This window comes from Nocardia sp. CA-119907, assembly GCF_050955995.1.
GTDB lineage: Bacteria > Actinomycetota > Actinomycetes > Mycobacteriales > Mycobacteriaceae > Nocardia.
The window spans coordinates 208,822-222,069 of sequence record NZ_CP192091.1; the positions used below are offsets into that span (position 1 = coordinate 208,822).

The window sequence follows — 13,248 nt, forward strand, 5'->3', positions numbered from 1 at the left end:
AACAGCGGCGATATCGCCGTCTTGCTGCGTGTGCCTCGGAGGAGATGAAGGAATGGAAGAGACTTTCGACGATTACCTGGATGAGACCGGGAACATCCGTATTCCCGATGACCACACCCTGGTAGACCACGTCGAGAAGCACACCCGCAACGACGCGAACACCCTCGCGTACCGCTACATCGATTACTCGCGTGAGCGTGACGGTGAGGCGCAGGAGCTGACGTGGCGTGAGTTCGGTGTTCGGCTGCGCGCGGTGGCCGCTCGACTGCAGCAGGTGACCAACCCGGGCGACCGGGTCGCGATCCTCGCCCCGCAGGGCCTGGATTACGTCATCTCCTTCTTCGCCGCGATCTACGCGGGCACCATCTCGGTGCCGCTGTTCGACCCGGACGAGCCGGGCCACACCGACCGCCTGCACGCGGTGCTCGGCGACTGCGAACCCTCGGCCATTCTGACCGCGAGCTCCTCCGCGGCCGGTGTGCGCCAGTTCTTCCGCTCGCTGCCCGCCGCACAGCGTCCGCGCATCATCGCGGTCGACGCGATCCCGGACAGTGTCGGCGAGAGCTGGGTGCGCCCCGATGTCGCCGTCGACGATATCGCCTACCTGCAGTACACCTCGGGTTCCACTCGCGTCCCGGCCGGTGTCGAGATCACCCACCGGGCGGTCGGCACCAACCTGCTGCAGATGGTCGAGGCGATCAATCTGGACTGGAACTCGCGCGGTGTCACCTGGCTGCCGCTGTTCCACGATATGGGCCTGCTGACGGTGATCCTGCCCGCGGTCGGCGGCAAGTACATCACCATCATGTCGCCGAGCGCGTTCGTGCGCCGCCCGTACCGCTGGATCAAGGAACTGGCCGCACACAACGACGGTGCCGGGACCTTCGCCGCCGCACCGAACTTCGCGTTCGAGCACGCCGCCGCTCGTGGTCTGCCGAAGAACGGCGAGTCGCTGGATCTGTCGAATGTCATCGGTCTGATCAACGGCAGCGAGCCGGTCACCACCTCGTCGATGAAGAAGTTCAACGAGGCGTTCGCCCCGTACGGCCTGCCCAAGACCGCGATCAAGCCCTGCTACGGCATGGCCGAGGCGACGCTGTTCGTCTCCGCCACCAAGGCCGAGGACGAGGCCAAGGTCGTCTATGTCGACCGCAACGAGCTCAACGCGGGTCGGATGATCAAGGTCGAGCAGGGCGCCGAGAACGCCATCGCGCAGGTCTCCTGCGGTTATGTGGCGCTGTCGCAGTGGGCGGCCATCGTCGATCCGGAAACCGTCGACTCCGACGGCGGCGGACACGAGCTGGCCGACGGCCGGGTCGGCGAGATCTGGCTGCACGGCAACAATATGGGCATCGGCTACTGGGGTCGCCCGGACGAGACCGCGGCGACCTTCCACAACAAGGTCACCGACCGCCTCGCCGAGGGCAGCCACACCGACGGCACCGCGGCCGACGCGAACTGGATGCGCACCGGCGACTACGGCGTCTACTTCGAGGGCGAGCTGTACATCACGGGGCGGGTGAAGGACCTGGTAATCGTCGACGGTCGCAACCACTACCCGCAGGATCTCGAGTTCTCCGCGCAGGAGGCCTCGAAGGCGCTGCGGCCCGGTTTCGTCGCCGCGTTCTCGGTGCCCGCCAACCAGCTACCCGCCGAGGTGTTCGAACAGGGCAGCCATTCGGGCCTGAGCTTCGACGCCGACGACGCCTCCGAACAGCTCGTCATCGTCGGCGAGCGCGGGCCGGGCGCCGGTAAGGCCGATCCGCTGCCGATCGCCGACGCGGTCCGCGCCGCTGTATCCCAGCGCCACGGTGTGACCGTGCGCGACGTGCTCCTGGTACCCGCCGGGTCGATTCCACGGACCTCCAGCGGCAAGATCGCGCGACGCGCCTGCAAGACTGCTTATCTGGAGGGAACGCTGCGGGGTGGTTACACCCAGCAGGCCTTCCCCGATGCACCGGAAGAGTAATTGCCCGAGGGTGGCGCCGTAGCGGCTGCTCGCAGGTCGATGCACCAGGATCGGCCCGTCGTCGACGCGCGGCGGGCCCTTCCCCCGCCAGGCGTCAATTCACGGCGCGCCCGGTACCCAGACAGGTAGCTTGAGGAATTGATGGCTGACAACGAGGGCACGCCCACCCAGACGACCGAAACCGTGCCCGCCGCGGCGGACGCGATCGATACCGCCGACGGTTCGCAGTCCGCTGTGAAACCCGGCGCCGGGACGACGGATATGTCGGTCGCGGAGCTGCGGGAGTGGCTGCGGCGCTGGGTCTCCGACGCGACCGGTCAACCGATCGAGCAGATCACGGTGGACCGGCCGATGGAGGAGTTCGGGCTGGCCTCTCGCGATGCCATCGCCCTCGGCGGCGATATCGAAGAGCTGACCGGTGTGGTGCTGACCGCGACGGTCGTCTACCAGCATCCGACCATCGCGTCGCTGGCCGAGGTCGTCATCAATGGTGAGCCGGAGGCGCCGGAGGAGTCGGGTGACGACTCGTTCTACACCGCTGGATACCAGCCGGGCGAGGCGCACGATATCGCGATCGTCGGCCTGTCGACGCGACTGCCCGGTGCGGGCGATACCCCCGAGTCGACCTGGGAATTCCTGATCAACCGCGGTGACGCGATCCGGGAGCGGCCCGTGGGCCGCTGGGACGAGTTCACCAGCGAGCCCGCGGTCGCCGCGGCGGTTGCCGAGGGCAATACCCTGGGCGGCTACCTGGACCAAGAGGTCATCAAGGGCTTCGACGCGGAGTTCTTCGCGATGTCGCCGATCGAGGTCGAGCGGGTCGATCCGCAGCAGCGCCTGGCCATGGAGTTGACCTGGGAAGCGTTGGAGCACGCCAGGATTCCGGCGAGTGAGCTCAAGGGTGAGCCGGTCGGTGTGTTCATCGGCTCGTCCAGCAATGAATTCCAGCTGATCGCCGCGCTCGGGCTCGGCACCCCGGATCCGAATGTGCCCGCCTCGGCCGAGGCGTACGCCATCATGGGCAGCGTTTCCAGCATCATCCCCAACCGGGTGTCCTACTTCTTCGACTTCCGCGGTCCTTCGGTCGCGATCGATACCGCGTGCTCGTCCACCATGGTCGCGGTGCACCAGGCCGTGCGCTCGCTGCGCGACGGCGATTCGAATCTGGCGCTCGCCGGTGGCGTGAATATGCTGCTCTCGCCGATGGCGACGCTCGGCTTCGATCGCAACGGCGGTGTCGCGAAAAACGGCCGGATCAAGGCGTTTTCGTCCGATGCCGACGGTATGGTCCGCTCCGAGGGCGGCGGTCTGGTGGTGCTCAAGCGGCTCGCCGACGCCGAGCGCGACGGCGACAAGATCTACGCGGTGATCAAAGGTTCCGCGATCAACAATGACGGCCGGTCCAACGGTCTGCTCGCGCCGAATCCGGACGCGCAGGCCGATGTGCTGCGCCGGGCCTACCGGGATGCGGGCATCGCGCCGTCGACCGTCGACTACATCGAGGCGCACGGTACCGGCACCCTGCTCGGTGATCCGATCGAGGCCGATGCGCTCGGCCGGGTGGTCGGCCGCGGTCGCGATGACGACAAGCCCGCTCTGCTCGGTTCGGCCAAGTCCAACTTCGGCCACCTGGAATCCGGCGCGGGTGCGGCCAGCCTGGCCAAGGTGATCATGGCCTTCCAGCACAATGTGCTGCCGCCGAGCATCAACTTCGCCGGTCCGAATCCCTACATTCCGTTCGACCAGGCACATCTGAAGGTCGTTGCCGAGCCGACGGAGTTCCCGCGCTACAGCGGCACCGCGACGGTCGGTGTTTCCGGCTTCGGTTTCGGTGGTTCCAACGCGCACCTGGTACTGCAGGAGTATGTGCCCGTCGCCGCGGCGCCCGTCGCCGCCGTCGAGCCGGTGGCCGCGCAGGTCGACGAAGAGTCGACGGATGTGATCGAGGAAGCCACCGAGATCGTCGAGGCCGCCGAGGTCGTCGCGGCCGAGCCCGAATGGTCGACCGAGCGGGCCGAGCCGCTGCCGGTGGTCATCGCGGTATCCGCCTACCTGCCCTCGCGGCGTCGCCGCGCCGCCGCGGATCTGGCCGACTGGCTGGAATCCGATGCCGGTCGCGATGTTCCGCTGGCGGATGTGGCCCGGTCGACGGCCAAGCGCAGTCACGCGCGTTCGCGCGGTGTCGTGCTGGCGAAGACCCACGAGGAGGCGGTCACCGGTCTGCGCGCCATCGCGGCGGGCAAGCCAGGTCCCGGTGTGTTCACCGCGGACGCCCCCGCCGCCAATGGCCCCATCTGGGTGCTCTCCGGATTCGGTGCGCAGCACCGCAAGATGGGCAAGCAGCTCTACCTGGAGAATTCGATCTTCCGCACGGCGGTCGACGAGGTCGATGAGCTGGTGCAGGACGAGGCCGGATATTCGGTGCGCGAGATGATCCTGGACGATGCCCAGGATTACAGCGTCGGCACCTCGCAGGTCGGCATCTTCACCATTCAGATCGGTCTGGCCGCACTGCTGCGCGCGCACGGCGCGCAACCCGATGCGGTGGTCGGCCATTCGATGGGTGAGGTCGCCGGGGCCTATATCTCCGGTGGTCTGGTGCTCGAGGATGCGGTGCGCGTGATCTGCGCCCGCTCGCGCCTCATGGGCGAGGGCGAGGCGATGATCAGCGATGACGATGTGCGCAATATGGCGCTGGTCGAGCTGAGTGCCGCCGATATCGAGGCGATGCTGGTCGACTATCCGGACGTGGAGTGCGCGGTGTACGCGGCACCGACGAATACGGTGATCGGCGGCCCGCAGGATCAGGTCGCGGCGATCGTGGCGAAGGTCGAGGCGGCGGGCAAATTCGCCCGCGTGCTGCAGACCCGCGGTGCCGGGCACACCTCGCAGATGGATCCGCTGCTCGGCGAGTTGGCGGCCGAGTTGGCCGGTATCGAGCCGACCAAGTTGAAGACGGGTCTGTACTCGACCGTCAACAAGGAACAGTTCTACCGTCCCGGCAGCGATCCGGTGCACGATGAGGACTACTGGGTGAAGAACATGCGCCACGCGGTGTACTTCACCAATGCGGTGAAGCTCGCGGTGGACACCGGGCATACCACCTTCGTGGAGCTGGCGCCGAATTCCGTTGCGCTGATGCAGGTGCTGGGGACGACGTTCGCGGCCGGTGTGCACGATGCGCAGCTCATCCCGACGCTCAAGCGCAAGGAAGACGAATCGGCGGGCGTGATCGCCGCGCTGGCCCAGCTCTATGTGCACGGGCATCGGGTCGATCTGTCATCGCTGCTGCCCGCTGGCGAGTACGCCGATATTCCGCGTACCGCATTCCTGCGCAAGCAGTACTGGCCGAAGGCGAAGATGGCCAGCGGCAGCGGTAACGCCCGGGTACCGGGTGCGCATGTCGCGCTGCCCGACGGTCGGCACGTGTGGGAGGTACAGGCCTCGGCCGTCACCGAACTCGCGGCGCTGGTGAAATCCGCTGCGGCACAGGTGCTCAGCGATGTCTCGCTCGGCGCGTCGGTCCCGCATGCGGTGCTGCCGACGGCCGGAACGCTGACCACCACGCTGACGCCGCATCTCGGCGGCGCGTCGGTGCAGGTGCATGCCCGCGCGGGTGCGAGCTTCCAGTTGCTGTTCGAGGCGGTCGTGGCATCGAGTGCGCCGCTGCCCGAACCCGTTGTCGCCGAGGCGGTTCCCGCTGCCCAGGTCGCGACCACCGCGGACGCCGATCTGGAGATCGTCGAAACCTTCGGTGAGCGTTGGGATCCGACGGGCACCCAGACCCTGGAGGAGCGGCTGGCTCTGATCGTCGCCGAGTCGATGGGGTATGCGGTCGAGGATCTGCCGATGGAGATCCCGCTGATGGAACTCGGCCTCGACTCGCTGATGGCCATGCGCATCAAGAATCGGGTCGAATACGAATTCGATATTCCACAGCTCCAGGTCCAAGCCGTGCGCGATGCCAACCTGAACGAGGTCGGCAAGGTACTGCACTACGCCATCGAGCACCGCGACGAGGTGCAGGCGATGGCCGATAAGCAGGCCGCTGGCGAGGAGATCGCGGTCGACGGCGGATTCATCGCGGCGGCGCGCGCGGCTGTCGCGGCAGGCGCGGATCCGACGGCCGTGGTGGCGAATGCGGCTGCCGCCGAAGGGGTTGCGCTCGGCACCGAGAACACCACGGTGGAGGCGGAGGCCGAGCAGATCGTCGCTGAAGCCGAGACTGCTGCCGGTATCACCGGTGCTGCCGCCGGTACCGCCGCCCCTGCCCCGGCCACTCCCGAGCAGGCCGCCGTGGCCGAGGCCGACGAAGTCGCGATCGAACGCGCTCTGGACACTGAGGACACCACTGCGGTCGGTGGGGCCGAGGCCGTGGCCGCCGCATCGATCTTCGGTCAGCCCGCCGGTGCCGACGAGGATGATGTGCCGCCGCGCGATGCCGCCGAGCGGTTGACCTACGCCACCTGGGCGATCGTCACCGGAAAGTCGGCGGGTGGCATCTTCAATACCCTGCCGATCCTGGAGGAGGAGGTCGCCGAGAAGTTGGCGACCCGACTCACCGAGCGGGTCAAGGCCGAGGTCACCGTCGATGACGTGCTCGACTGCGAGACCATCGAGCAGCTCGCCGATATCGTGCGTGAGCTGCAGGACAGCGGAGCCGATGTGGACGGGTTCGTGCGTCCGCTGCGGCCCCGGCCGGACGGCTCGAATGCCGTGCCGGTCTTCGTATTCCACCCCTCGGGCGGCAATACGCTGGTCTACGAACCGCTGCTGAAGCGGCTTCCGGCCGATACCCCGATGTACGGTTTCGAGCGCGTCGAGGGCGATATCGTCGAGCGGGCGCGCCAGTACCTGCCCGAACTGCGCAAGATCCAGGGCAACGGTCCCTACGTGCTCTACGGCTGGTCGCTCGGCGCGGTGTTCGCGCTGCAGGTCGCCCAGCTGCTGCGGGCCGAGGGCGCGGATGTGCGCATCGTCGGCCTGATCGACCTGGCCATTCCGACCGAGGGCGAGGACAACAGCCCCGAGGAGCGGCTGCGTCGCGTCGAGCGCTATCAGGTATTCGCGAAGAAGACCTACGGCGTGGAAGGCGCGCTGGATCGCGAACAGTTGGAGACGCTGGCCGCGGCCTCCGATGAGGAACAGTTCAAGATGATCAGCGATCTGATCAAGATCAGCGGAACCAAGATTCCGGGTGGTGTGCTCGAACACCAGCGCACCTCATGGATCGAAGGGCGGCACCTGGCCAAGACCACGCCGACGCACTACGACGGCAATGTGGTGCTCTACCTCGCGGATCGCTATCACGACGGCATGATCGAGCTGGAGCCCCGCTACGCGGACCGGCGACCGAATGGTGGTTGGGATGAATACATTCCGAACCTAGAGGTTATTCATATCCCGGGTGACCACCTCCAGATCGTTGACGAGCCACGGATCGGAAAGATCGGAGCCGACCTCACCGCGAAACTTGCTGTAATTGCCCCGTAGGGGCGCCTGATGAGAGGGGCCAAGTGAGCACTACTGCCGAGAAGCTTGCCGACCTGCGCAAAAGACTGGAATTAGCGCAGGAACCGGCGGGTGAAGCGGGGGTGGCGAAGCGGGCGAAAAAGGGAATTCCGAGTGCCCGCGACCGGATCAATATGCTGTTGGATCCGGGAACCTTCGTGGAAATCGGTGCGCTGGTGCGCAAGTCGGGCGATCCGTCCGCGCTGTACGGCGATGGCGTGATCACCGGGCACGGTCTGGTCGAGGGGCGTCCGGTCGCGGTGTTCTCCCACGACCAGACCGTTTATGGCGGTTCGGTTGGTGAGATGTTCGGCCGGAAGGTCGCCAACATCATGGAGTACGCCGCGAAGGTCGGCTGCCCCATGGTGGGCATCAATGATTCCGGCGGCGCGCGCGTGCAGGAGGCCGTGACCTCGTTGGCCTGGTACGCCGAGCTGGGGAGTCGCGCCGAGCCGCTGTCGGGGATGGTGCCGCAGGTGTCGTTGATTCTCGGCAAGTGCGCGGGCGGTGCGGTTTACGCGCCGATCAATACCGATGTGGTGGTGGCGACCGAAGAGGCGTACATGTTCGTCACCGGGCCCGCCGTGATTCGTGAGGTCACCGGCGAGGACGTGAGTCTCGAGGAACTCGGCGGCGCGCAGAGTCAAGCGCAGTACGGCAACATCCATCACGTGGCCCAGGATGAGAAGGCCGCATTCGAATGGGTGCGCAATTATCTGGGCTTCCTGCCGACCAGTTGTCAGGAGCGGCCCCCGGTCGTGAACCCCGGTCTGGAGCCGGAGATCACCGAATCGGATCTGGAACTGAATTCGATTGTGCCGGACTCGGATAACTCCGCCTACGACATGTACGAGATTCTGTTGCGCATCTTCGACGACGGTGATTTCCATGAGGTCGGCGCCGCGGCGGGGCGCAATGTCATCACCGGATTCGCGCGGGTCGACGGGCGCAGCGTCGGCGTGGTCGCGAATCAGCCGATGGTGTACGCCGGTGCGCTCGACGCCAGGGCTTCCGACAAGGCGGCGCACTTTGTGCGTATGTGCGACGCGTTCGAGATTCCGCTCGTATTCGTGGTGGACACACCGGGATTCCTACCCGGCGTAGAACAGGAGAAGATCGGCGTCATCAAGCGCGGCGGCCGCTTCCTGTTCTCCTATGTGGAGGCCACCGTGCCCAAGGTGACCGTGGTGATCCGCAAGTCCTACGGCGGTGGGTACGCCGTAATGGGCTCCAAACAGCTCGGCGCGGATGTGAATCTGGCCTGGCCGACCGCGCGGATCGCGGTCATGGGCGCGGAGAGCGCGGTCAGTCTGATCGGCCGCAAGCAGATCGAGGCGGCGCCGGAGGACCAGCGCGCCGCGGTGCGCCAGCAGATGATCGACTTCTACAACGCGACCATGGCGACCCCGTGGGTCGCCGCCGAGCGTGGCTATATCGACGCCGTCATCGAACCGTCGGCCACCCGCCTCGAGCTACGGCGTGCCCTACACCTGCTGCGCGATAAGAAGCTCCCTCGCAACCCACGCAAACACCACTTGCTTCCACTCTGACGAAACCGCGATCGAATACGGAATCGGGCCCGCAACCTTCGAGGGTTGCGGGCCCGATTCCGGTCCGTGGCAGCGGAAGTCAGGCGATGGCAGCCGACTCGATGATGACGGCGTCGCGCGGTACATCCTGGTGCATGCCCGCGGAGCCGGTGGAGACCGCGGCGATCTTGTCGACTACCTCGGAGCCCTCGGTGACCTTGCCGAAGACCGTGTAGCCCCAGCCCTGCGGGGTCGGCGCGGAGTGGTTCAGGAAGTCGTTATCGGAGACGTTGATGAAGAACTGCGCGGTGGCCGAATGCGGGTCGTTGGTGCGGGCCATCGCGACGGTGTACTTGTTGTTCTTCAGGCCGTTGTTGGCCTCGTTCTGAATCGGGGCCTGCGTGCCCTTCTGCTTCATGTCGGGGGTGAAGCCGCCGCCCTGGATCATGAAGCCGGGGATGACGCGGTGGAAGATGGTGCCGTTGTAGTGGCCCGCGTTCACGTAATCCACGAAGTTCGCGACGGTGCCAGGTGCCTTCGCATCGTCGAGCTCGAGCACGATCGTTCCGAAGTTGGTTTCGAGATTCGCCTTTGTCATACCCCTACCTTTCCATCGTGTCCGTTAGCGGTCTGCATTTCGGGTCACCTTTTCGGTCCCGTCCCATTAGCCACGCCGTGCCGCGCATCGTCCGACGAATCCGTTTCCGAGTCGTGATTCCCCGCTTTTTACAGGGGATTCGGGCCGCGCGACTGGGAGTCGTCTCAGAAGTTGCTGGGAGTGGCACGCAACATGTGCGCAGCCAGCGCCCGTGCCGACACGCGGGCGGATACCATTGCCAACCGTGCCCGACGCCGCTACCGCTGTATTGACAAAACCTCCCGCCGCGCCGGAAGTCGCACCGAGTGACTTCCGCACCGCGCGCATGGTCGCGCTGATCGCCGGTGTGCTCGGCGCGCTGTTCGCGCTGGCTGCTCCGTTCTTGCCGGTCAGCCAGACCACCGCGACGCTGAATTGGCCGCAGGGCGGCACCGTCAATAGCGTGCAGGCGCCGCTGATGTCGCAGGTGCCGGTCGACCTGGACGCCAGCATTCCGTGCTCGGCGGTCGATCAGCTGCCGAGCTACGGCGGGATGCTGCTGGCCACGGCGCCGCCACAGGGCGACCGGGCATCGCTCGAGGCGATGTTCGTGCGGGTCTCCGACACGTCGGTGGACGTGGTCGACCGCAATGCCGTGGTGGCCTCGGCCGAGCGCGTCCAGTTGGGCGGGTGCAGCTCGATCACCATCAGTTCCGACGGCAATCGGACCAAGGCGTCGTTCGAGGGCCTCACCACGACGATCGAGCGGCCGGTCGAGGGTGGGGCGCCCGGGGCCACGGAAAAGGTCGCGGTGCCGGTAGCGGGGCAGCTGAACGGTGATCTGCGGCCGCAGGTGGTCGGCGTCTTCACCGATATGAAGGGCGCGGCGCCCACCGGGCTGTCGATGCACATGACGGTGGATACCCGGTTCTCCTCCAGCCCGACTCCGGTCAAGTTGATCGCGATGATCGCGGCGGTGCTGTGCACCCTGATCGCGCTCGGCGCGCTGGCCAAACTGGACGGCAGTGACGGGCGCGGGCACCGCCGGTTCCTGCCCGCCCACTGGCTGAAGCCGACCTGGGCCGACGGCGCGATCATCGGCACGCTGCTGGTGTGGCATTTCGTGGGTGCCAACACCTCCGACGACGGTTACATCCTGAGCATGGTCCGGGTGGCGCCGCACGCGGGCTATATGGCCAACTACTTCCGCTGGTACGGCGTCCCCGAGGCGCCGTTCGGCTGGTACTACTACGTCATCCAGGCCTTCTCGGAGATCTCCACCGCGAGCCCGTGGGTTCGGTTGCCCGCGCTGTTCTGCGCCATCCTGTGCTGGCTGGTGATCAGCCGCGAGGTAGTGCCCCGGCTCGGGCGCGGGGTGCGCCAGAGCAAGGTGGCGCTGTGGACCGGTGGACTGGTCTTCCTGGCATTCTGGCTGCCGTTCGACAACGGCCTGCGCTCGGAGCCGATCGTCGCGCTGGGCGCGCTGCTGACCTGGGTTTCGATCGAGCGGGCCATCGCGACCGGTCGGCTGTTGCCTGCCGCGGTCGCGATCCTGGTCGCCGCATTCACCTTGGCGGCGGCCCCGACCGGTCTGATGTGTGTGGCGGCGCTGCTGGCCGGTATTCGGCCGCTGCTGCGGATCGTGGTGCGACGGCACCGGCAGTTCGCCGCGCAGGGCGTGCGCAAGTGGGGGTCGTCGCTGCCGCTGCTCGCACCGATCGCGGCGGCGGGTCTGCTGGTGCTGATCGTGGTCTACAGCGACCAGACCTTCGCCGGTATCCAGGAGGCCAACCGGGTGCGGCAGGTGACCGGGCCGAACCTGGCCTGGTACGAGGACTACCTGCGCTACTACTACTTGTTCGTGGAGACCGTCGACGGTTCGCTGTCGCGCCGTTTCGCCTTCCTGATCATGCTGCTGTGCCTGTTCACCACCATGCTGGTGCTGCTGCGGCGCAGGCAGGTGCCCGGTATCGCCAGCGGTCCGAGCTGGCGGCTGATGGGCGTGGTCTTCGGCACCATCTTCTTCATGATGTTCAACCCGACGAAGTGGACCCACCACTTCGGCGCGTACGCGGGCATCGCCGGATCGCTGGCCGCGGTCACCGCGGTCGCGGTCTCGGCGAGTGCGCTGCGGGCGAGGAAGAACCGGGCGATCTTCCTCGCCGGATTGCTGTTCGTGCTGGCCATCGCGTTCTCGGGCATCAATGGCTACTGGTACGTGTCCAGCTTCGGTGTGCCTTGGTTCGACAAGCGGATCTCGCTGCACGGCTACCAGTCGAATACGGCGATGCTCATCCTGTTCGGCCTGGCGCTGGCGCTGGTCGCCTGGTCCGCGCTGCGCGAGGACTACACCAAACCGCAGCCCTCGGCGAAGTCGGTGCGCGGCAAGCGGATTCGCAAGTTCGCCGCCATCCCGCTGACCGTGGTCGCCGCGCTGATGGTGCTGCTCGAGGTGTTCTCGCTGGTGAAGGGCGCGGTGTCGCAGTATCCGGCGTATTCGCTGGCCCGCTCGAACTTCGATGCGCTGAGCGGGAATTCGTGCGGTCTGGCCAATGACATCCTGGTGGAGCCGGATGTGAACAAGGGCAATGGCGTGCTGACCCCGATCATCGATCCGGCGAATCCGCCGAAGAACGGTGATCCGCTGGCCGGGGCCGATCCGGTCGGCTTCGACCCGAACGGTGTGCCCGAAAAGCTCAGCGCCGACACCATTGAGGTGAAGCCGGGTACCGGCAACACCTCCACCCAGTCGGTGGGCCCGGTGGGTGCCGACGGGCAGAACGCGGGCACCGACGGCGGCTACGGTGCGACCGGTGTCAATGGCAGCCGGGCCACCCTGCCCTTCGGCCTCGATTCGGCCACCACGCCGGTGATGGGCAGCTACCAGCAGGGCGTGCAGCAGCCCGCGCATCTGGTGTCCAGCTGGTACCAGCTGGCGCCGCGCTCGGATGATCGTCCGCTGGTGGTCATTTCGGCCGCGGGCCGCATCCTGTCCGTCGATGACACCGGCGATACCAAGTACGGCCAGTCGCTGACCGTCGACTACGGCAAGCACCTGCCCGACGGCGGCGTGCAGATGCTCGGCACCTACCTGCCGCGTGATATCGGCCCGTTCCCGTCGTGGCGCAATCTGCGCATCCCACTCGATGAGATCGCGCCCGATGCCGACGCGGTGCGCATCGTCGCCAATGACCCGATTCTGATCGGTGATCAGTGGCTGGCGTTCACGCCGCCGCGGATGCCGAAGTTGGCCTCGCTCAATAGCTTTATCGGCTCCGAGCAGCCGGTGCTGCTGGACTGGGCGGTCGGACTGCAGTTCCCGTGCCAGCGGCCGCTGGACCACAAGAACGGGGTGGCCGAGGTGCCGGGCTACCGGATCCTGCCGGACCGGCCGCTGGCCATCAGCTCGACCAATACCTGGCAGGCCGAGGAGTTCGGTGGGCTGTTGGGCTTCTCCCAGATGCTGGCGAAGTCGAGCACCATTCCGACGTATATGAAGAACGACTGGGCGCGGGACTGGGGTTCGCTGGAACGGTACGACCAGTATTACCCGAATGCGGTTCCGGCCAAGTTGGATACCGGTAAGGCCAACCGTTCCGGATTCTGGTCGCCCGGACAGCTGCGGGTGTTCTAACTTCTACCGACACAGGCCCGTCGAATCG

General features: G+C 66.6%; 5 protein-coding genes. 4 read left to right on the top strand and 1 reads right to left on the bottom strand.

Annotation, left to right across the window (positions count from 1 at the left end):
* The first annotated feature begins 52 nt into the window (after window positions 1-52).
* From fadD32 to ACQP2D_RS00985, 3 genes are all read left to right on the top strand, one after another.
* Complete coding sequence (gene fadD32 / locus ACQP2D_RS00975) at window positions 53-1,969, top strand: long-chain-fatty-acid--AMP ligase FadD32 (RefSeq protein ID WP_433681853.1); 1,917 nt, start codon at window positions 53-55, stop codon at window positions 1,967-1,969.
* A 141-nt stretch (window positions 1,970-2,110) separates the two neighbouring features.
* Window positions 2,111-7,462, top strand: a complete 5,352-nt coding sequence (gene pks13 / locus ACQP2D_RS00980; RefSeq protein ID WP_433681854.1) for a polyketide synthase Pks13 — start codon at window positions 2,111-2,113, stop codon at window positions 7,460-7,462.
* 23 nt (window positions 7,463-7,485) lie between these two features.
* Entirely contained in the window at window positions 7,486-9,030 is a 1,545-nt protein-coding gene (locus ACQP2D_RS00985) for an acyl-CoA carboxylase subunit beta (RefSeq protein WP_433681855.1), read from the top strand.
* 79 nt (window positions 9,031-9,109) lie between these two features.
* Here the strand turns inward: ACQP2D_RS00985 and ACQP2D_RS00990 are convergent, their stop codons facing one another.
* A complete protein-coding gene (locus ACQP2D_RS00990) occupies window positions 9,110-9,607 on the bottom strand; it encodes a peptidylprolyl isomerase (RefSeq protein ID WP_433681856.1) in 498 nt (165 codons plus the stop codon).
* Window positions 9,608-9,851: 244 nt separating this feature from the next.
* On the opposite strand from ACQP2D_RS00990, the gene ACQP2D_RS00995 reads away from it, so the two are divergent.
* On the top strand, window positions 9,852-13,220 hold the full coding sequence (locus ACQP2D_RS00995; protein ID WP_433681857.1) for an arabinosyltransferase domain-containing protein: 3,369 nt from the start codon (window positions 9,852-9,854) through the stop codon (window positions 13,218-13,220).
* Window positions 13,221-13,248: the final 28 nt, after the last annotated feature.

Bases quoted from the DNA above. Each gene is read 5' to 3' on its own strand.
- fadD32 (WP_433681853.1), top strand. From the start codon at position 53: ATGGAAGAGACTTTCGACGATTACCTGGATGAGACCGGGAACATCCGT.
- pks13 (WP_433681854.1), top strand. From the start codon at position 2,111: ATGGCTGACAACGAGGGCACGCCCACCCAGACGACCGAAACCGTGCCC.
- ACQP2D_RS00990 (WP_433681856.1), bottom strand. From the start codon at position 9,607: ATGACAAAGGCGAATCTCGAAACCAACTTCGGAACGATCGTGCTCGAG.